General features: G+C 65.9%; 21 protein-coding genes and 1 pseudogene. 11 read left to right on the top strand and 11 right to left on the bottom strand.

The features are described 5' to 3' along the window. Window positions 1-104 precede the first annotated feature (104 nt). The 4 genes and pseudogenes from purN (at window position 105) to ACFYOW_RS30120 (ending at window position 3,810) form a co-directional block, all read left to right on the top strand. Window positions 105-737, top strand: a complete 633-nt coding sequence (purN, locus tag ACFYOW_RS30135; protein WP_387293533.1) for a phosphoribosylglycinamide formyltransferase — start codon at window positions 105-107, stop codon at window positions 735-737. After that, entirely contained in the window at window positions 734-2,308 is a 1,575-nt protein-coding gene (gene purH, locus ACFYOW_RS30130) for a bifunctional phosphoribosylaminoimidazolecarboxamide formyltransferase/IMP cyclohydrolase (protein WP_387293454.1), read from the top strand. Before purN ends, purH begins: the two co-directional genes overlap by 4 nt. A 135-nt stretch (window positions 2,309-2,443) precedes the next feature. Beyond that, window positions 2,444-3,640, top strand: a pseudogene (locus tag ACFYOW_RS30125) (family 20 glycosylhydrolase). Further along, window positions 3,637-3,810 (top strand): hypothetical protein, encoded by a 174-nt coding sequence (locus ACFYOW_RS30120; RefSeq protein WP_387293453.1) that lies wholly within the window; start codon window positions 3,637-3,639, stop codon window positions 3,808-3,810. Before ACFYOW_RS30125 ends, ACFYOW_RS30120 begins: the two are co-directional and overlap by 4 nt. 150 nt (window positions 3,811-3,960) lie before the next feature. On the opposite strand, the gene ACFYOW_RS30115 is transcribed toward ACFYOW_RS30120, so the two are convergent. Beyond that, complete coding sequence (locus ACFYOW_RS30115) at window positions 3,961-4,419, bottom strand: hypothetical protein (RefSeq protein ID WP_387293452.1); 459 nt, start codon at window positions 4,417-4,419, stop codon at window positions 3,961-3,963. A 246-nt stretch (window positions 4,420-4,665) separates the two neighbouring features. On the opposite strand from ACFYOW_RS30115, the gene ACFYOW_RS30110 reads away from it, so the two are divergent. Next, complete coding sequence (locus ACFYOW_RS30110; protein WP_387293451.1) at window positions 4,666-5,250, top strand: LysM peptidoglycan-binding domain-containing protein; 585 nt, start codon at window positions 4,666-4,668, stop codon at window positions 5,248-5,250. A 60-nt stretch (window positions 5,251-5,310) separates the two neighbouring features. Here the strand turns inward: ACFYOW_RS30110 and rpsR are convergent, their stop codons facing one another. Genes rpsR through rpmB form a run of 4 tightly spaced genes read right to left on the bottom strand, consistent with a single transcriptional unit; the run spans window position 5,311 to window position 6,321 of the window. After that, window positions 5,311-5,565 carry a 30S ribosomal protein S18 gene (gene rpsR / locus ACFYOW_RS30105; RefSeq protein WP_355176510.1) on the bottom strand — a complete coding sequence of 85 codons (255 nt, stop codon included), beginning with the start codon at window positions 5,563-5,565 and terminating at the stop codon, window positions 5,311-5,313. 33 nt (window positions 5,566-5,598) lie between these two features. Beyond that, window positions 5,599-5,904 carry a 30S ribosomal protein S14 gene (gene rpsN, locus ACFYOW_RS30100; protein ID WP_387293450.1) on the bottom strand — a complete coding sequence of 102 codons (306 nt, stop codon included), beginning with the start codon at window positions 5,902-5,904 and terminating at the stop codon, window positions 5,599-5,601. Continuing rightward, the gene (rpmG, locus tag ACFYOW_RS30095; RefSeq protein WP_387293449.1) at window positions 5,904-6,074 is read right to left on the bottom strand and encodes a 50S ribosomal protein L33; all 171 of its coding nucleotides are present in this window, start codon (window positions 6,072-6,074) and stop codon (window positions 5,904-5,906) included. The genes rpsN and rpmG overlap by 1 nt, the downstream gene beginning before the upstream one ends. Before the next feature lie 10 nt (window positions 6,075-6,084). Beyond that, window positions 6,085-6,321: a 50S ribosomal protein L28 gene (rpmB, locus tag ACFYOW_RS30090; protein WP_387293448.1), complete on the bottom strand. Its 237-nt coding sequence runs from the start codon at window positions 6,319-6,321 to the stop codon at window positions 6,085-6,087. A 102-nt stretch (window positions 6,322-6,423) separates the two neighbouring features. On the opposite strand from rpmB, the gene mrf reads away from it, so the two are divergent. The 3 genes from mrf to rpmF are packed head-to-tail and all read left to right on the top strand — an operon-like array spanning window position 6,424 to window position 8,190. Then, window positions 6,424-7,743, top strand: coding sequence for a ribosome hibernation factor-recruiting GTPase MRF (mrf, locus tag ACFYOW_RS30085; RefSeq protein ID WP_387293447.1), 1,320 nt, complete (start codon window positions 6,424-6,426; stop codon window positions 7,741-7,743). Beyond that, window positions 7,740-8,015 (top strand): type B 50S ribosomal protein L31, encoded by a 276-nt coding sequence (locus ACFYOW_RS30080; RefSeq protein ID WP_387293446.1) that lies wholly within the window; start codon window positions 7,740-7,742, stop codon window positions 8,013-8,015. Before mrf ends, ACFYOW_RS30080 begins: the two co-directional genes overlap by 4 nt. A gap of 1 nt (window position 8,016) precedes the next feature. After that, window positions 8,017-8,190 (top strand): 50S ribosomal protein L32, encoded by a 174-nt coding sequence (gene rpmF, locus ACFYOW_RS30075; RefSeq protein WP_387293445.1) that lies wholly within the window; start codon window positions 8,017-8,019, stop codon window positions 8,188-8,190. A gap of 425 nt (window positions 8,191-8,615) precedes the next feature. On the opposite strand, the gene ACFYOW_RS30070 is transcribed toward rpmF, so the two are convergent. Beyond that, the gene (locus ACFYOW_RS30070) at window positions 8,616-9,641 is read right to left on the bottom strand and encodes a glycoside hydrolase domain-containing protein (protein ID WP_387293444.1); all 1,026 of its coding nucleotides are present in this window, start codon (window positions 9,639-9,641) and stop codon (window positions 8,616-8,618) included. Between the two features lie 124 nt (window positions 9,642-9,765). On the opposite strand from ACFYOW_RS30070, the gene ACFYOW_RS30065 reads away from it, so the two are divergent. Continuing rightward, the gene (locus ACFYOW_RS30065; protein WP_387293443.1) at window positions 9,766-10,578 is read left to right on the top strand and encodes a VOC family protein; all 813 of its coding nucleotides are present in this window, start codon (window positions 9,766-9,768) and stop codon (window positions 10,576-10,578) included. A 19-nt stretch (window positions 10,579-10,597) separates the two neighbouring features. Here the strand turns inward: ACFYOW_RS30065 and ACFYOW_RS30060 are convergent, their stop codons facing one another. The 5 genes from ACFYOW_RS30060 to ACFYOW_RS30040 form a co-directional block, all read right to left on the bottom strand. Next, the gene (locus ACFYOW_RS30060) at window positions 10,598-11,434 is read right to left on the bottom strand and encodes a hypothetical protein (protein ID WP_387293442.1); all 837 of its coding nucleotides are present in this window, start codon (window positions 11,432-11,434) and stop codon (window positions 10,598-10,600) included. Further along, window positions 11,427-11,984 (bottom strand): ATP/GTP-binding protein, encoded by a 558-nt coding sequence (locus tag ACFYOW_RS30055; protein ID WP_040695543.1) that lies wholly within the window; start codon window positions 11,982-11,984, stop codon window positions 11,427-11,429. The genes ACFYOW_RS30060 and ACFYOW_RS30055 overlap by 8 nt, the downstream gene beginning before the upstream one ends. A gap of 88 nt (window positions 11,985-12,072) precedes the next feature. After that, window positions 12,073-12,447: a DUF742 domain-containing protein gene (locus ACFYOW_RS30050; protein WP_040695427.1), complete on the bottom strand. Its 375-nt coding sequence runs from the start codon at window positions 12,445-12,447 to the stop codon at window positions 12,073-12,075. A 7-nt stretch (window positions 12,448-12,454) separates the two neighbouring features. Further along, window positions 12,455-12,862, bottom strand: coding sequence for a roadblock/LC7 domain-containing protein (locus ACFYOW_RS30045; protein ID WP_040695425.1), 408 nt, complete (start codon window positions 12,860-12,862; stop codon window positions 12,455-12,457). Beyond that, window positions 12,859-15,651 carry an ATP-binding protein gene (locus tag ACFYOW_RS30040; protein ID WP_387293441.1) on the bottom strand — a complete coding sequence of 931 codons (2,793 nt, stop codon included), beginning with the start codon at window positions 15,649-15,651 and terminating at the stop codon, window positions 12,859-12,861. The genes ACFYOW_RS30045 and ACFYOW_RS30040 overlap by 4 nt, the downstream gene beginning before the upstream one ends. A gap of 358 nt (window positions 15,652-16,009) precedes the next feature. On the opposite strand from ACFYOW_RS30040, the gene ACFYOW_RS30035 reads away from it, so the two are divergent. Continuing rightward, window positions 16,010-16,696, top strand: a complete 687-nt coding sequence (locus ACFYOW_RS30035; RefSeq protein WP_387293440.1) for a response regulator transcription factor — start codon at window positions 16,010-16,012, stop codon at window positions 16,694-16,696. Window positions 16,697-16,711: 15 nt separating this feature from the next. Further along, complete coding sequence (locus ACFYOW_RS30030; RefSeq protein WP_387293439.1) at window positions 16,712-18,184, top strand: ATP-binding protein; 1,473 nt, start codon at window positions 16,712-16,714, stop codon at window positions 18,182-18,184. Window positions 18,185-18,238: the final 54 nt, after the last annotated feature.

Here is an 18,238-nt window from a genome sequence, read left to right as displayed (position 1 = left end):
GTGTAATACCGCCTCCGCCCTTTCGACCGACATGCAGGAGTAGACCGCTGAGCTTGCCCACTCCGCCGGCTGCCGACCCCCAGCCGTCCTCGAATGCCCCGTGGGTGCCATCCGCGACCCCGGCAACCGTCGTCGTGCTGGCCTCTGGCACCGGTTCCCTGCTGCGCGCCCTCATCGAGGCCGCCGCCGCTCCGGAGTATCCGGCGACCGTCGTCGCCGTCGGCGTGGACCGCGTCTGCCAGGCCACCGAACACGCGGCCGCCGCGGGGATTCCGGCCTTCCGGATGGCCGTGCGGGATTTCCCCGATCGCGCCGCCTGGGATGTCGCGCTGACCGATGCGGTCGCCGCGTACGAACCCGATCTGGTGGTCTCGGCCGGATTCATGAAGATCCTCGGCCCGGTCTTCCTGGCTCGCTACGGCGGCCGGATCATCAATACTCACCCCGCGCTGCTGCCCGCATTCCCGGGCGCGCACGGGGTCCGCGACGCACTCGCCTACGGCGTGAAGGTCACCGGTTCGACCGTGCACCTGGTCGATTCCGGCATCGATACCGGACCGATCCTGGCCCAGGAGGCGGTGCCGGTGCTCGACGATGACGACGAGGCCACGCTGCACGAGCGCATCAAGGTTGTCGAGCGACGGTTGCTGGCGGAGGTTGTCGCTGCCGTCGCCACCAGAGGCATTGTCTCCGACGGACGAAAGGCAGTAATTCCAGATGAGCGGGTACTTCGGTGAGTGAGCGTAAGGGGATTCACAGGGCGCTGATCAGCGTCTACGACAAGACGGGGCTGATCGAGCTCGCGACCGGACTGAACGCCGCCGGTATCGAACTGGTTTCGACCGGATCGACGGCGGGCAAGATCGCCGACGCGGGCATCCCGGTGACCAAGGTCGAGGATCTGACCGGATTCCCGGAGACCCTGGACGGCCGGGTCAAGACCCTGCACCCGCGGGTGCACGCGGGCATCCTCGCCGATACCCGCAAGGCCGAACACGTCGACCAGTTGGTCGAGCTCGGCGTCGAGGCCTTCCAGCTCGTGGTGGTGAATCTGTACCCGTTCACCCAGACCGTGGCCAGCGGTGCGAGCAATGACGAATGCGTCGAGCAGATCGATATCGGCGGTCCGTCCATGGTGCGTGCGGCCGCCAAGAACCATCCGTCGGTCGCTGTGGTCGTCGACAGCGGCGACTACGACGACGTACTCGCCGCGGTGCAGGCGGGCGGCTTCACACTGCCCGAGCGGACCGCTTTGGCGGCCAAGGCTTTCCAGCACACCGCAAGCTATGACGTCGCGGTCGCGAGCTGGATGACCAGCGTGCTCGCCCCGGCTAGCGAGTCGAATGAGGCTGCCGCACAGCAGTTCCCGAGCTGGATCGGCGGATCCTGGGAGCGCGCCTCGGTGCTGCGCTACGGCGAGAACCCGCATCAGGCCGCCGCGCTGTACACCCAGAACGACGGCAGCCGTGGCCTCGCGCAAGCAAAGCAGTTGCACGGCAAGGAAATGTCGTACAACAACTACACCGATGCCGACGCCGCCTGGCGCGCCGCCTACGACCATTCGGCGCCGGCGGTAGCGATCATCAAGCACGCCAACCCCTGTGGCATCGCGATCGGTGCGGATCTCGCCGAGGCGCACCGCAAGGCTCACGCATGCGATCCGGTGAGCGCCTACGGCGGTGTGATCGCGGCCAACGGTGAGATCACCGTGGAGATGGCCGAACAAGTCGCCGATATCTTCACCGAGGTGATCGTCGCGCCGTCGTATGCCGACGGTGCCGTCGAGGTGTTGCAGCGCAAGAAGAATGTGCGCATCTTGGTCGCCGAGCCGCCGCGGCGCGCCGGTGCGGAACTGCGCCCGATCAGCGGCGGCGCACTGCTGCAGAGCCGCGACATCCTCGACGCCCCGGGCGACAACCCGCAGAACTGGACCCTGGTGGCGGGTGATGCGGCCGATGCGGAAACCCTTGCCGATCTCGAGTTCGCTTGGCGCGCCTGCCGTGCCGTGAAGTCCAATGCGATCCTGCTCGCCCACGACGGCGCCTCGGTGGGCGTCGGCATGGGCCAGGTCAACCGGGTCGATGCGGTCGGTCTCGCGGTGCAGCGCGCCGGTGACCGCGCCAAGGGTTCGGTCGCCGCATCGGATGCGTTCTTCCCGTTCTCCGACGGCCCGCAGCAGCTCATCCAGGCCGGTATCCGGGCCATCGTGCAGCCCGGCGGCTCGGTCCGCGACCAGGACACCATCGACCTGGCCCGGGAAGCGGGAGTCACCCTCTACCTGACGGGATCTCGCCACTTCGCGCACTGAGTTATCCCTGAAGAGGGCGGGAGCCACCGGCTCCCGCCCTTTTTGCGTGTCATAAGTCAACTGCCGGGCAGAGCTGGACGGTTTTCGTAGAGTGACCGGTATGGCGACTCGTGCGTGGCATCCGGTGTGGTGGCCATGGCGGCCCTGGCGCTCGTCGCGCAGCCCCAGGCGCGTGCCGAACAGGCCGCACCGCTGACGGTTCCGTCGGTGAAGAGCTGGACTCCCGGCGGTACCGGGTTCGTACTCGGCGCACATGCGCGAGTGGTGTATGCCGGAGACAGGCTGCGCGAGGCCGCAGTCGATCTTGCGGACAGCCTACGCGCTGTTAGCGGCAATGGTGTTGTGGCACAGTCGGGTTCGTCCGGCGGTCCGGGTGATATCGTGCTGCGGAACGGTCCGGTCGACGGCGCGCCGAACACTGCGGAGTCGTACCGGATAGTGGTCGGCGACACCCTCGATCTCCAGGGCTCGGACACGGCCGGAACCTTCTACGCCACCAGGTCCGCACTGCAGATGCTGCGCAGGAACACCGCGATTCCCGGCGGCACCGTGACGGATTGGCCCGACTACCCCGAACGCTCACTCATGCTCGACGTCGGCCGCGAATTCATGCCGGTCGATATGCTGCGCGATCAGATCCGGCGCATGGCCCAGCTCAAACTCGACCTGCTGCACCTGCGCTTCTCGGACACCTTCGGATTTCGACTCGAGAGCGTACGTAATCCGGAAATCATTGCGCCGGAACACTATTCGAAGTAAGACATCCGGGATCTGATCGAATACGCGGCGCGCTATCAGGTCGAGATCGTGCCGGAGGTGGATTTCCCCGGCCATATGAACGGAATCCTCGCGGCGCATCCTGAGCTGAAGCTGCGTAGCGCGGCCGGAGTCGTCTCGGACTCCGCCATCGATATCTCGAACCCGCAAAGCTACGACTTGATGCGTGACATCCTGGAGGAGTTCCTGCCCCAATTCCCCGGCCGCTATTGGCATCTCGGCGCAGACGAGTTCCTACTGCAGGGCACCCACGTCGTTTCCATGGACGAATACCCGCAACTGGGCGAATACGCCCGCGCCACCTACGGCCCGCAGGCCCAACCGGTCGATGTCTACCTCGGCCTGATCAACTGGGGCGCCGAGATCGTGCGCGCACACACGGCAAACGTCCGCGCATCTGGAACGACGGAGTGCACACCGGCGAAGGAACCATTACGCCCGACCGCGATATCGTCATCGACTTCTGGAGCCGCGCGGGCATCCCGCAGCTGCCCCTGCCGTTCTTCGGAAATGCACGCACCGCACCGGATCTCATCGCCGTCGGCCATCAAGTGAAGAATGCGGCCTTCACACCCACCTATTATGTGACCGGCGGACCGGCCGCCATCGGCAATATTCCCGCGCCACTGGCCTACGAGCTCTGGGACCCAACACTTTTCGTGGATGGCACCCGCCTGACTCCGGACCAGAATGCGAGCAATCTCGGCTCCGGTTCATACGTATAGTGCGACGACCCGACCGCACAAACTCCGGCCCGGATAGCCGCATCGATCACGATGCCGTTGCGCGTCATGGCGCAAAAGACCTGGGGCCCAGCCAAACCCGCAACCTACCTCGAATTCGCCGCCCTCGCGGACGCAGTCGCCGAACCCGGTCTAGACCGCGCTGAGGACCTGTCGGCTGCCGAGTGGAGCCTTCAGCGGCACCTCGAGGGTACCGAAAACCGCGATCATGGTGCACATTCGGCCGACGGCATCGGCGCGCGTACCGGAGCGCAGTTCCACGGTGACCGTCGAATCGGTCTCGGTCACCCCGGCATCCACGCCGTAGCACTCCGGCGATCCGGTCTCGAAGTTGACCGCGATCCGATCATCGGCCACCCGTGACCAGGATGTGAACGGAATCGGATGCGCGCCAACGATCGTCGGATCGGCGACGAACATCCGGCCCGCGTCGGCGGGTGTACCTTCGGTCGGCGTACTCTTCGCCGCACTCGTGGTCGTTGTCTTCCCTTGTGCCCCACCGTTATCGGAGCCACCGCATGCGGTGACGGCGAGGCCGACGAACAATGCGACGGCGACTGCGGCGGGCCGAACTCGCGACATCCGATACATACCGACCACCCTAATCCACGCGTCGAAGCATCGAGACGAACCGGGCCAGCAAACCAGGAGAACGATTGTGTCAGTTTGTGCGACAAGATGATAGAGCGATGAAGCCCACACAGTGAACATTCGGCTAAGCATGCGCGTAATACCTCCGCGCCGCTCGCCCGCACAGTACATTCGGGGGCCGATGCGCGCCCACCGGCACGCATCGAGTCGGAATGCTTGGCACAGTAAACCTTCGAAAGGAAGAACGTGGGCGACACGCTGCGCGTAGGTGAAGAACTCGGGCTCGGCCAGACTCTGGTCGGCGATGCGTACACCCTGACCCTGCAGCCCGATGGCAATCTGGTGCTGTCGGAACCGGATGGAAATGTCGTGTGGTCCACCCTGACTCACGATCAAGGTGTCGAGCGGGCCGTCCTGCAGGAGGACGGCAACTTCGTGCTCTACAAGGGTGAGGGCGCCGCCTGGGCCACCGAAACCGATGGCCGGGAAGCGGACCGGCTGACCGTGCAGGCCGACCGCAATGTGGTGCTGTACGGCACGGACGGCAGTGCGCTGTGGGCGTCGGACACCCAGACCGACAACCCGTTGCCTGCCCCGGAGCCGGAGCCGGAGCCCGAGCCGGTTGCCGAGCAGGCCGCCGCGCCCGCCGCTGAAGAGGTTGCGCCCCCGCCGCCGGCCGCCCAGACCTACACGGTCGAGCCGGGCGACACCCTGTGGGCGATCGCCGAGCGCTTCTACGGCGACGGCAACCGCTACCAGGAGATCGCCGACGCCAGCGCCATCGACAATCCGGATGCCATCAACCCCGGACAGGTGCTCACCATCCCGTGACGTGCTGACGACGAAGGGCCCCGAGGCTGATTCAGCTTCGGGGCCCTTCCACGTCGGTGTCTACCGGCTGGTGAACGGCAGAAGTGCCATCTCGCGGGCGTTCTTCACCGCGACGGCGACTTGGCGTTGCTGCTGCGGGGTGAGCCCGGTGACCCGGCGGCTGCGGATCTTGCCGCGGTCGGAGATGAAGGTGCGCAGCAGGTTGATGTCCTTGTAATCGACCGTCTCGACGCCCGCCGCGATCAGCGGGTTCTTCTTCGGGCGACGGGCCTGCTCGGCGCGAACCTTCTTCGAGGGTGCTCGCTTGACTGCCATGTGACGGGTATCCTTCTCGAGATCAGTGGTTGTCTACCAGCTCGATTTGTGCACACCGGGGAGTTCACCCCGATGGGCCATCTCGCGTACACGTACGCGGGAGAGTCCGAACTTCCGGAGATGACCGCGCGGTCGTCCGTCCGCGGCGTCCCGATTGCGCAATCGTACCGGACTGGCATCGCGGGGCAGCCGCTGTAGCGCCGACTGTGCCGCTGCGCGGGCTTCCTCGGAGGTGGTCGGCTTGCGGATCAGTTCCTTGAGCTCAGCGCGGCGCGCCGCATGGCGGGCGACGATCTCTTTGCGCTGTTCATTGCGGGCGACCTTCGACTTCTTGGCCATCAGCGCTCCTCGCGGAACTCGACGTGGCTGCGCACCACTGGATCGTACTTGCGCAACACCATGCGGTCCGGATCGTTGCGCCGGTTCTTTCGCGTGACGTACGTATATCCCGTTCCCGCAGTGGATTTCAACTTGATGATCGGCCGGATCTCGGTCGATTTCGAGGCCATGGTACTCCCGTCAGATCTTGTCGCCGCGGGCTCGGATCCGGGCCGCCACGGCCTCGATCCCGTCCCGGTCGATGGTCTTGATGCCCTTGGCGGAGACGCTCAGCGTGATGCGCCGGTCCTCGCTGGGCAGGTTATAGGTCTTGCGCTGGATATTGGGATTCCAGCGCCGGCTCGTCCGTTTGTGCGAGTGCGATACGGACTTGCCGAATCCCGGCTTGCGCCCGGTGACCTGGCAGTGGGCCGACATGCGGACTCCTTCCAGTATTTGACAATCATTTTCGACAACGGCTGTTCGACAATGTACCGTTGCCTGACAGCAAATGAAAATCGTTATCGAAAGGGATGCTGCGTGGAACCCGCCCTACCCCCACCCGGGAGGCAGTCCGACCGGAGAACGCCCGTCGTGGTGCTCGCCGGATGCTCCGGCGCGGCCGCGGCGGGTGTGGCACGACTGGCCACCGCGCTGCGCGAGACACCGGGCACCGTCACCATCCGCCACGACCTGAGCGGACTCGGCGAGGGCATCGTGCATCGCACGGTGCGCATCGGCGAGCAGGAGACCTCGACCGTGCTCGAATTGGCGCACGGCTGCATCTCCTGCACCCTGCGCATCGATCTGCTGCCGCTGCTGTGCGCGCTCGCCGCCCGTGAATCGGTGGATCGTATTGTGCTGGAACTGGATCCGGCCTTCGAGGCGGAAGCGGTATGTCAGGCGATCGAGAATATCGTCGTGACCGATGTGGTCGGACGCGTCGACGGCCCGGCCGGCCGCGACGTGCGAGTCGAGGCCGTGCTCACCTGTGTGGACGCGCGAACCTGGTTGGCCGATGCCACCGGCGAGGACACCCTCGCCGAGCGCGAAACGGCGACCGCCGACGACGACCGGACCGTGGCCCAGGTGGCGGTCGGTCAGGTCGACTTCGCGGATGCCGTTGTGGCACACGGCAGTACCGGCGATCCCATTGATCGGGCGCGACTCGCCGCGGTGCTGTCCCGGCTAGTGCCCGAAGCGCCGGTGGCCTGGATCGACGATGTCGATCTGCTCGACTCCGCCGATGTCGAGGCATTGCTCGCACGTATTCCGGCCAGTTCGCGGCGCGGGCGCGTCTTCGACGCCCATGCGCCGCTGTTACGCGGCCAGCCGCCGCTCGGCGCCGAATACGGTGTCGCCCTTGTCGAATTCGCCGCGAGCCGCCCGTTCCATCCGGCCCGCCTGCACGAAGCACTCGACGTACTCTTCGACGGCGTCGTAACCGCACGTGGACGGATGTGGCTGGCCACCCAACCGAACGAGGTGGTGTGGCTGGAATCGGCGGGCGGCGGATTGCGCGTCGGCGGCGCGGGACCGTGGCTGGCCGCCATGAGTCCGAGCGAGCTGGAACAGGTCGATCCCATGCGCCGGGCCATGGCCGCGCTGCGCTGGGACGAGCAGTTCGGCGACCGCGATATTTCGCTGGTCATCCTGGTCCATGACGCGGACCCGGCCGAGATCCGGCAGGCCCTGCACTGGGCGCTGGTCGAGGACGGCGAACTGCACCTGGTGGAACGCGCACCTGAGCGGGTCGCGCGGTGGGAGGACCCCTTCGGCGAATGGCATGCCGATCCTTGCGAACCGACCGGCCTGCCGATCGACGGCCAGGCGAAAAGCCCTAGAGGAGAGGCGAAATGAAGATCGGCATACATCCGGACTACCACCCTGTGGTGTTCGAGGATTCGAATACCGGAAAGCGGTTCCTGACCAGGTCCACCGCCACCAGCGCACGCACCGTCGAGTGGGAAGACGGCAACACCTACCCGCTGCTGGTCGTGGACGTCACCTCCGACTCGCACCCGTTCTGGACCGGCGCGCACCGCGTGCTGGATACCCAGGGCAGGGTGGAGAAGTTCGAGCGCAAATACGGCAGGCGGGCCCCGTCCCGGCCCTCACGAGGGGAGGGCTGATATGGCGGTGCCCAAGCGCAGGATGTCGCGGTCGAATACCCGCAGCCGTCGCTCGCAGTGGAAGGTGACCCCGCCGGACCTGGTGCCGGTCAGTGTCGGCGGGGTCGTACACCGGGTGCCGCGCCGTTTGGTGCAGGCGGTGCGACGCGGGCTCATCGATCCGGAACGGATCTGATCCGCGCTCGAACGACGGTGGCCCGGCAGATGATTCTGCCGGGCCACCACTTGTCGAGCACCAGGTTTACGGTCATGCGAACTCCTTCGCACGAACCGGTATGTGCAAGCTGACGATAACTCGCACGCTGCTGGAACGCACAGGGTCGATGGTCGATCGACCACAGGGGCTCGATGCCGGTCTCGGATCGGAACCACTCGAGAGTCTGGCAATTCAGTAGCTACTCAAGTTGAGCATGTCACATGGAAGTTTTCCGTGTTTGCGATTGCGGCACAGTAGCTCATTGATCAATTACGTACTGTGAGTTGGTTTTTCGTGTCCGTAAAAGTCCTGGCGCAGTGATGATTTCGTGCTCTCGCGCCGGTACCCTCATCCGAGAGGGCGGGTTCTCGGAACCCCGGTTCACCGGATCCCCGGGAACCCGCTCATCGCCAAACTTCCGGCCTCTCTGCCGATTTCCCCACTTCCCGGCCACCGGGCAGACCTGGCAAGTCCGGCAACAGGGACTCCAGCCGGGCCAGTTGCTCACCAACGAAGTCGGCCGGACCCTCGATCAGCGAGAGCGGCCACGGCCAATGCGGACCGTCCAACCGCTTCACCTCTTCCACCAGATCAGCTGTGGTGGCTTCGAGTTCGCTGATCTCCGTGCGCAATTCGCCGACTTGCGTACGCAAATCGGCAGATTCGTCCTCCAGCTCCTTGATCCGCTGTAGCGCCGCCGCCACACCGTCGACCAGCGTGCGATAGCGGCCCTCCGCATCGGAACCGAGTTGCGGCCAACCGGACAGCTCCGGACCACGCAGCTGGATCTGGATATCGCGCAGCACTGCCTCTTGTTCCGGCGTCACGTCCGGTTCCTCCTGTACGAAGTCCCACTGACCGAAATCGATTGTCTCGGCTTCGTTTACATCGCAGATCACGCCCCCGACGACCACCTGCCGCAATGTCTGATGGATATTGCGCCTGGTCTCCACATTGGTGCCCGACCAGGCATCGGTCTGCCACGACCAGGCCGCGGCGCCCGCGTCCAACGCCCGGCTGATCGACCAGAACCCGCCGTAGATACCCACATTCGCGGGGCCGAGCACGGTGGCCGCGCCTTCGAGATAGGCGTTGATCGCCACCTGATCCTGCGGTGTCGAATCGAAGTCCGCGGAGAAGTAGATCGGCCGATCCGACCGCCCGCCACAGCGCAGCACCTGCGCCAAACCCGCACGGGCATCGATGATTCCGGCGCCGTAGCCGTCCAGCATCCTGGCCGCCGTGGTTTCCCAGTTCGACACGATCGAGATGCCGTTCGCCCGCAGGTCGTCGGCCTCGGCCGGGGTCAACTGCTTGCCGGGCAGGGTCGGACCGCCCTCGGAGAGGTAGCGCACGACGAAATCGAAACCGGCCGCTCGTATGGCCGCGCCGCCGGGACGGCCCGCTGCGTAGTCCAGCCCCAAACGCATATCTCTCACTGTAGGGGTGTCGTGGGCCGAAATCGGCGGCATTGCCGAACCAGCCGAAACTGTCGGCGCCCGGTGGTCGACTAGGTCTCTGGAGGTGCCTATTCACTAGAAACGGAGATGACCGATGCCCATACGCAACGAGGCATGGCCCGAGGGAACACCGGCCTGGATCGACTGTCAGGTCGAGGATCCGGGGAAGGCCGCGCAGTTCTACGAGGGCTTGTTCGGCTGGGAGATCCAGGACGGCGACCCGGATTCGGGCGGCTATCTGATGGCGATGAAGGCCGGTGCGCCGGTGGCCGGAATCGGTCCGAAACCGCCGTCGATGCCGGGCATGCCATCGGTCTGGACCACCTACTTCGCGGTCACCGACGCCGATGCCACCGCGTCGAAGGTGCAGCAGGCGGGCGGTGAGGTGATCGTGCCGATCTTCGATGTGATGGGGTTCGGCCGGATGTTCGTCGCGACCGATCCGGTCGGCGCGGTCTTCGCGGTATGGCAGGCGAGGGGGCACAACGGCGCGGCGGTCTACAACGAGCACGGCGCGTACGGCTGGAACGAGCTGCATACCCGCGATATCGAGGCGGCCAAGAAGTTCTATGGCGACGTATTCGGCTTCAGCTACACCGAATTCGACTTCGGCGACGCCGAGTACGTGGTCTTCACCCCGCCGGCCAGAACCGAGGGCGTCGGTGGCATAGCCGACGAGTCCGGTAAGCCTGCCGATGGTATGCCGTCATATTGGCTGGTGTGGTTCCAGCACGACGATGTGGACGCCGGTGTCGCCAAGACAACGGAATTGGGCGGCCGGGTGCTGCAGGCGATCGCGGATTCACCCGCCGGCCGCTCGGCCGTCATCGCCGGCCCACAGGGCGAGGCGATCGGCATCATCGATCCGAGCAAGACCGTTGGGGAGATGCCGGCACCCAAGGCCTGACCAGCGAGCTCGAGTCGCCTCAGCGCACCGACTGGAGGTCGGACCGGAGCCGGTCCGACCGCAGGTCGGAACGGCGCTTGGCCTCGAGCGCCGCCGCCGTCTCGCGCCGGTCCGGTGCGATGAGCACCGCGCTGATCGGGACCGTTAGCGCGAGCGATCCGACGACGAACATCGGGAAGACGAATTCGAACAGCGTGAGTCCGTCCGGAGCCATCGCGGTGGTATCGATATTCGGGTCGATGGCTGCGACCCCGGCGTAATACATGCCCGCCACACCGACGGCGAACAGCAGCACCGTGGCCGCCCGCGCGAGCAGACCGTGCAGCGCCTGGAACGACCACAGCGTGCCGACACCGGTGAGCACCGCGACTGCCATCGCGACCGCCGCGAACCACGGGGAGATATCGATCGAACCACGGATGCGAATGGACCCGAGCCCCAGATACAGGGTGAGACCGATGCCGAATCCCATGACCAGCCCACCTGGGATGAGCCGGGCCAGTTGCAGCCGACGGCCGATGATGATCAGCGCGACGAATACCGCGACGAACGAGGTCACCATCGCCGTAATCATCTTGCCGCCGTCGAAGCGCGCCGCGGTACCCGAAATATCAAGGCCGAGCAGCGCGACCGAGGTCGACAACCAGACCCCGACGCCGCCGAGCGCCACCGCGGCCGAGGTCACCCACACCAACCGGAACCGCGACGATCGCGCCGCGTGTAGTACGCAGGCCAGCCCGACCACGGCGCCGAGCACCGAAACACCGAAGGAGAGTGCGGCGACCCAGTACCCCATCGAGAACTGGTCCACCACTGCGCCGTTGTCCGCCGCGGCGAACAACCGGACGTCATGCATGTCGAGCGGTTCCTTCCAATTCGAGCGCCTTCAGTTGGGCGATCGCGTATTCGGTGACGGCCGCCAGCGCCTGGCGGACCTCCATGGCATTGCGCGCGTCGATATCCACGATGGGCACTCCCTCACGCACCGAAAGCGCCTCGCGCAGTTCGGCGATCGGGAAGCGGGGCGCGTCTGGGAAGCGGTTGACCGCGATCAGGAACGGCAGCTTGCGCGCCTCGAAGAAGTCGACGGCGGCGAAGCTGTCTTCCAGCCGTCGGGTGTCGATGAGCACCACCGCGCCGATGGCGCCGCGGATCAGGTCGTCCCACATGAACCAGAACCGGCGCTGGCCTGGCGTACCGAACAGGTAGAGCACCAGGTTGCCCGGCAGGATAATGCGGCCGAAATCCATTGCGACCGTGGTGGTTTCCTTGTCCGGGGTATCGGCGAGATCGTCGATACCGTCGGAAAAGCGGGTCACCATGGCTTCGGTGCGTAGGGGAACGATCTCCGATACCGCGCCGACGAAGGTCGTCTTACCCGCCCCGAAGCCGCCCGCGACCACGATCTTGGTCGAGGCGACGCGAGTATCGGCATCGGCGGGTCCGGTGTTGCCGGATCCGGAGTTGCCGGGTTGCCCGTAATTTCCGCCTTGCCTATAGGGCACGGAGTCCACGCAAAGTCCTCTCCATAAGGGAACGGCGCTCGTCGAAGCTCGCCTCGTCGGTCAGTGTCGAATGCACGCGTAGCGCGCCGTCGACGACGAGGTCACCGACCATGACCCGGACCATGCCGAGCGGTCGATCCAGGTGGGCGGCGATCTCGGCGACCGACAGCCGGTGCGTGCCCAGCCGCAGGATCTCGGTGCGCAGATCGCCCGCCGGCCAATCGAGATGCGCAGTGTACGACAGGGTTTCGATAACCGCTTCGAGCGGTAGGTCGACCGCGGGTTCGGTACGCCCGGAGGTCAGGGCATACGGTCTGACGCGGGTGGTCGGCCGGTTCGGTCCGTGGCCGAATGGACTCGACATCGTTGGATCAGACGGCTGTCCGGGCGGTGGCCGTGACCACCGTGCCCACACGGTCGACGAGCAGGGCCATTTCGTAGCCGATCCGACCGATATCGTGCGACTTGTTGGCGAGCACGGCCAGGTGCGACCCATTGCCGACGCTCATCACCAACAGGTAGCCGCGCTGCATCTCCACGATCGACTGCATCACCTTGCCGCCGTCGAATAGCGATGCCGCTCCGGTGGCGAGGCTGGCCAGACCCGCGGTGACCGCGGAGAGCTGTTCGGCGCGGTCCGCCGGTAGATTCGGGCTGGTCGCCTGCAGCAGACCGTCCGCCGTCACCAGCACCGCGTGCGACACTCCGGGCACATCCTTGGTGAAGCGGGCAACCAGCCAGTTGAGGTTCTCGTCCGTGGTGCTGTTCGGGTTGGTCATACAAGCCCTCCGTCGTTGTACTGCGCTTCGGCCCGCCCGCTGCGGACCCCACTGAGATGCCTGGTCAAGTTGTTCCGGATCTCCTCCGGATCGCGAACGCCGGGTTCCTCGACCGGCGCGAGGCCGCCGGGCACCAATTGCGCTCCGGGCCTGCGGATCGGCAGTCCGCCGACGGTGCGCGCCTCGGCGGTCGGATGGCTGGCCTGCTCGGCCGCCGTCCAGCCCGCGTCGGCAGGGGAGGTCCATGCCGAGGGCGATGGTTGCGCCGTCGCAGGTTCGACCAACCACTCCGAGACCATCCGCTGATAGATCGGGGTGGGCGATTCGCCCTGCACCGGCTGTAGTCGGGTAGAGGTGTTGGTCGCGGCGTCGGCCGAGACCGGTTGTAGTCGGGTCGAGGTCGGCTCGGGTTCCGTTGCGGCGGCGGGCTTTCTGGTCGGCAGCGTCGGCCGCAGGACGGCGGTCTGATACGGCTCGGCGGGCTCCCGGGAGACTATCGGGTTCGATCCGGTGTCCACTGGCTCGTCGGGCTGTTCGGCCCACATATCGGTGACCGCGCCCAGGGGCACCTGCGGTTCCACGTCGATGACCGAATTCGGTCCGGTGGCGGGCTCATCCGTCGGGGTCGGCGGTCCGAACGGCGCGATGCGGGACCGGTCGTCCTCGCCGCGGCGGCTGCTCGGATTCTCGGCGAATACGTCGACCGAGGTTTCGGTGTGATCATCGCCGGGTATCGGTACTTCAGGCGCGTCGGCGACGCGCATGGTCGGACGACGTTGTGGCAGACCGGAACTGGTGACCGCGAAGCGCGACGGTTCACGCTGTGGCAGGCTCGGCACCGGCACCAGCGTGCGCGGCGGCTGTTGTTGCGATGGCGCGGGCAACGCGGTCATGACCTGCGCTTCGATGGCCCGCTGGTTCGGATCGGTCGCATCGAGCGGCGGCGCGACCAGCGCACCGGGCAGGTGCACGCTCGCGGTGATGCCGGGCTGCTGCGCCATGGTCGAGGTGCGGCGCAGGCTCACCGTGATGGTGTGTCGCTTGGCGAGGCGGCCGACGACGAAAAGGCCCATGCGGCGGGCGGTTTCGACGGTAACCTCACCACCGGAGGCCAGACGGTCGTTGGTGAGCTGCAGATCCTCGAGTGACATGCCGAGGCCGCGGTCGGTGATCTCGATCAGGTAGCCGCCGTCGACCGCGCGCGCCACCATCACCGCGACCGGTGTGGTCGGCGGGGAGTAGCGCAGCGCGTTATCGATCAGTTCGGCCAGCAGATGTTCGATATCGACAGCGGGCTCACCGGCGACGATGCCGTCGGGCACCGCGCCGATTTCGACCCGCTGGTAGTCCTCCACCTGGGAGACCGCACTCCAGAGCATGTCCGATAGCGGCACCGGATGTAGTTGACCACGGCGCAGCGCGGTACCGGCGAGCACCAGCAGGTTGTCGCCGTTGCGGCGCATGCGGGTGGCGAGGTGGTCGAGGCGGAACAGGCTCTGTAGCCGCTCGGCATTGTCCTCGTCGTGTTCCAGATCCTCGATCAGCGACAACTGCTGTTCGACGAGGGATTGGCTACGGCGGGAAAGGGTTTCGAACATATTCCCGATCTGCAGTCGCAGTCGGGCCTGATCGGCGGCGAGATTGAGCGCCTGCTCGTGGATTTCGTCGACGGCGCGGGCCAGCTGGCCGACCTCGTCGGTGGTGTGCACGCCGACCGGGGTGATCTCCGGGGTTGCGCCACCGCTGCGCACCACTGCGAGTTCGTCGGGCAGCTTGACGTGGGCGACCTCGAGCGCGTCGCGGCGCAGCCTGCGCACCGGTACGACCAGGGTGCGCGCGACGGCGAGGGCCAGCGCAAGACCGGCCAGCAGCATGCCGATGACGATCGTGGTCTCGCGCAGCGCACCGGTCTGCGCCTCGGTGGTCCGATGCGCCAGCGCCTTATCGATGGTGTCGGCGAGGGAGTTGGTGGTCTTCTCGTAGGTGTCCGAGCTGACCTGTAGTGAATCCAGTACGGCCGGATTCGTTGTCGGATCCCCGCCGTTCTGACTGAATGCGCCGAGGCGGACGCCGACCGCGTCCAGCAGTGGCCGCATATTCGGCGCATTGTCCAGCAGGATGATGCCGTAGGTATTGACCATGGTCATCTCGGCGCCGGCCGAGATGAGCACCTTCGCGCGCACGCTCGGATTGCGGCCGGCATCGGGGGAGCCGATCATCATGCGCTGCTGGGTGAGTACCCGCCGGGCGTTCTGGATCGCGCCGATCTGCAGGAAGTAGCGCTGGATGTTGAGGTCCTCGACCGAGGGCGACAGCGCAAACGCATTGCCGATGCGAACCGCGATCTCGTCGGCCTGCTCACCGACCATCATCGGCGATCCGTTGCGCAGGCTATTGCGCATGGTGGTGCCGGTGGCGACGGCCGAGGCCAATTCGGAGGTGACCCGGGTGCTCACCTTGGTGGTGCGCATTCCGGCCTCCAGATCGGCGAGCGCCTGATCGAATTTCGTCAATGCCGCGTCGGTCGCCGGATCCGCGGTGTTACCCCAGGAGGCGGTCGCCGCGACCGCGAGTTGTTCGGTGGCCGTGCCGAACTTGACGATCGGGCGAATGATGATGACCTGTTCGGTCGCCGCGTCCAACTGGGACATGGTGCGCAGTTCGTTGTTGATGCGGAGCACGGCGAAGACGGTGGCCAGCAGCACGGGCAGGACCAGCACGATGCCAACCTTGCGAGTGACCGACCAGTTGGACAGACTGAATTGCCAGGACCGCGGTGCAGCTTCCATCCGCTTCCGTTGCCTCCGCTTCACGAGCTTGCACGTGTGCCCCCGGATGGCGCGTGGCTGTTCGGTTTTGATTCAACCCGCTGAGAACCAACTAGAGGTCTTCTTTTTACCGCAGGGAACATACCGCGCAGAGTGACTAACGGCAATCTGGGGCAGTCACTCTGTAATTCACTCGAATATGGCTACTCAGAACGGCTTTCGTCGCCCAAAACGGTTGCCGGATTCCGTCGAGATCTGTACGTGATCACAAACCTGCTGGTCGCTCGTCCAGCCCCTAGTGGGCGGCATCGATGCTGGCGCGGCGTGTCGGGCGGCGCCCTCTCAGTCGACTCTCAGTCGATGCGGTCAAACTGGGGGCATGCGCATTCTGGTAGTCGACGACGATCGTGCCGTCCGGGAATCGCTGCGCCGGTCCCTGACCTTCAACGGCTACTCCGTCGATCTCGCGGTCGACGGAGTGGACGCACTGGAGAAAGCAACTGTGCAGCGACCGGACGCACTCGTGCTCGATGTGATGATGCCCCGGATGGATGGGCTCGAAGTTTGCCGACGTTTGCGCAGCACCGGAGACGATCTGCCGATTCTGGTTTTGACGGCGCGGGATTCGGTTTCCGAACGGGTAGCCGGGCTCGATGCCGGTGCCGATGACTATTTGCCGAAACCTTTCGCACTAGAGGAATTGCTGGCCCGATTGCGCGCGTTGTTGCGTCGCCGGGCCACCGATCCCGGCGAGGTTTCCGAGACCATGACGTTTGCCGATCTGTCGCTGGATCCGGTGACCCGCGAGGTGACCCGAGGCGACCGCTCGATCAGCCTGACGCGCACCGAGTTCTCACTGCTGGAAATGCTGATGGCCAATCCGCGCCGGGTGCTGACCCGCAGCCGCATTCTCGAGGAAGTCTGGGGCTACGACTTCCCCACCTCCGGTAATGCGCTCGAGGTCTATATCGGCTACCTGCGCCGCAAGACCGAGGCCGAGGGCGAGCTCCGGCTCATCCACACCGTGCGCGGTGTCGGCTACGTGCTGCGCGAAACACCCCCGTAGGCGAGTCGACACCCCATGGCCAGAACCAATCCCAAGCGGCAAGTGGTCGCCGCGCTCGGCGCATATCCCTCGGAACCGCCGGATATGCGCCCGCCCATGCCCCTGACCAGGTCGGTCTCCCTGCGCTGGCGGGTCACCCTGCTCGCCGCCTCGGTGGTCGCCATCGCCGTGGCCGTCACTTCCATCGCCGCCTATGCCATGGTGGCCCGCGCACTGAACGCCGATGTGGACGCACAGCTCCGGGCGCGCGCGAACACCATGATCAACAATAATTTCGACAGTTTGGGTTTCCAGTCGATCGTGCTGGCCGGCCTGTACTCCAATGATGTCGGAGTGGCGTTGATATACGCGAAAGACAAGGCGTATATGCCGCCGCAGCAAACGATTCCGCCGGTCGGCGCCCAGGAACTCGCGGTCGCGAACGGTGAGCTGCCCTCGTCACTGCGCACCGTGAGTAATCAGCGGGTGCTCGCCATGCCGACGCATTCCGGCGCGACGCTGGTCATCTCGCAGCGACTGCAACCGACCCGCGAGGTATTGGACCGGCTCGCTTGGTTGCTGTTCGTCGTGGGCGGTTGTGGTGTTGTGCTGGCAGCGGCAGCGGGTACCGCGGTCGGTCGCACCGGGCTGCGCCCGATCGGACGGCTCACCGCGGCAACCGAACGGGTCGCCCGCACCGATGATCTGACACCGATTCCGGTAACGGGTGACGATGAACTCGCCAGGCTCACAGAGAGCTTCAACACAATGTTGCGCGCGCTCGCCGAATCGCGCGGTAGGCAACGCCGATTGGTCGCCGACGCCGGACATGAATTGCGCACGCCGCTGACTTCGCTGCGCACCAATATGGAATTGCTGATCGCCTCCAGTCGCCCTGGCGCACCGCAGATTCCGGAACAGGACATGGCCGAACTGCGCGCGGATGTGATGGCTCAGATCGAAGAATTGTCGACGCTGGTCGGCGATCTCGTCGACTTGGCCCGCGAGGACGCACCCGAAACCGTTTACGAGCGAGTGGATCTCGGCGAGGTGGCCGAGCGCGCGCTCGAGCGGGCCCGACGCCGCCGCGGTTCCATCGAGTTCGCCGCGCAACTGCAGCCCTGGTTCGTATACGGCCACGAGGCCGGCCTGGAGCGGGCGATTCTGAATGTCCTCGACAATGCCGCGAAGTGGAGTCCGGCGGGTGTGCAGGTGAAGGTCACCATGCGGGAAACCGGTCGCGGCTTGCTCGAGCTCGATGTCGACGACGCCGGACCGGGCATCCCCGCCGCCGAGCGGGAGCTGGTGTTCGACCGTTTCTATCGGACCACGGCGTCGCGTTCCATGCCGGGCTCGGGGCTCGGCCTAGCGATCGTCAAACAGGTAGTGACCAAGCATGGCGGCACGATCACTATCGAAACCTCCGAGCGCGGCGGCGCCTTGATCCGGATCGTGCTGCCGGGTGCGGCGAGCATGCTAGACGGTGTGGCCGACTCCGTAACCGATTGACGCCGTTCGAGACTAAGGTGATGGCGGGCCTTACCGGCCCCCGTCCGCAATACT

The organism is Nocardia sp. NPDC006982, assembly GCF_042869435.1.
Lineage (GTDB): Bacteria > Actinomycetota > Actinomycetes > Mycobacteriales > Mycobacteriaceae > Nocardia.
Note: the sequence above shows the minus strand (reverse complement) of the source record. Positions and strands in the feature narration are given on the sequence as shown.

What these genes read in the sequence shown, in the direction of transcription:
- ACFYOW_RS30115 (WP_387293452.1), bottom strand. Translation starts at nt 4,419, where the DNA reads ATGTATCGGATGTCGCGAGTTCGGCCCGCCGCAGTCGCCGTCGCATTG.
- rpsR (WP_355176510.1), bottom strand. Translation starts at nt 5,565, where the DNA reads ATGGCAGTCAAGCGAGCACCCTCGAAGAAGGTTCGCGCCGAGCAGGCC.
- rpsN (WP_387293450.1), bottom strand. Translation starts at nt 5,904, where the DNA reads ATGGCCAAGAAGTCGAAGGTCGCCCGCAATGAACAGCGCAAAGAGATC.
- rpmG (WP_387293449.1), bottom strand. Translation starts at nt 6,074, where the DNA reads ATGGCCTCGAAATCGACCGAGATCCGGCCGATCATCAAGTTGAAATCC.
- rpmB (WP_387293448.1), bottom strand. Translation starts at nt 6,321, where the DNA reads ATGTCGGCCCACTGCCAGGTCACCGGGCGCAAGCCGGGATTCGGCAAG.
- ACFYOW_RS30080 (WP_387293446.1), top strand. Translation starts at nt 7,740, where the DNA reads ATGAAGATCGGCATACATCCGGACTACCACCCTGTGGTGTTCGAGGAT.
- rpmF (WP_387293445.1), top strand. Translation starts at nt 8,017, where the DNA reads ATGGCGGTGCCCAAGCGCAGGATGTCGCGGTCGAATACCCGCAGCCGT.
- ACFYOW_RS30070 (WP_387293444.1), bottom strand. Translation starts at nt 9,641, where the DNA reads ATGCGTTTGGGGCTGGACTACGCAGCGGGCCGTCCCGGCGGCGCGGCC.
- ACFYOW_RS30065 (WP_387293443.1), top strand. Translation starts at nt 9,766, where the DNA reads ATGCCCATACGCAACGAGGCATGGCCCGAGGGAACACCGGCCTGGATC.
- ACFYOW_RS30060 (WP_387293442.1), bottom strand. Translation starts at nt 11,434, where the DNA reads ATGCATGACGTCCGGTTGTTCGCCGCGGCGGACAACGGCGCAGTGGTG.
- ACFYOW_RS30050 (WP_040695427.1), bottom strand. Translation starts at nt 12,447, where the DNA reads ATGTCGAGTCCATTCGGCCACGGACCGAACCGGCCGACCACCCGCGTC.
- ACFYOW_RS30045 (WP_040695425.1), bottom strand. Translation starts at nt 12,862, where the DNA reads ATGACCAACCCGAACAGCACCACGGACGAGAACCTCAACTGGCTGGTT.
- ACFYOW_RS30040 (WP_387293441.1), bottom strand. Translation starts at nt 15,651, where the DNA reads ATGGAAGCTGCACCGCGGTCCTGGCAATTCAGTCTGTCCAACTGGTCG.
- ACFYOW_RS30035 (WP_387293440.1), top strand. Translation starts at nt 16,010, where the DNA reads ATGCGCATTCTGGTAGTCGACGACGATCGTGCCGTCCGGGAATCGCTG.
- ACFYOW_RS30030 (WP_387293439.1), top strand. Translation starts at nt 16,712, where the DNA reads ATGGCCAGAACCAATCCCAAGCGGCAAGTGGTCGCCGCGCTCGGCGCA.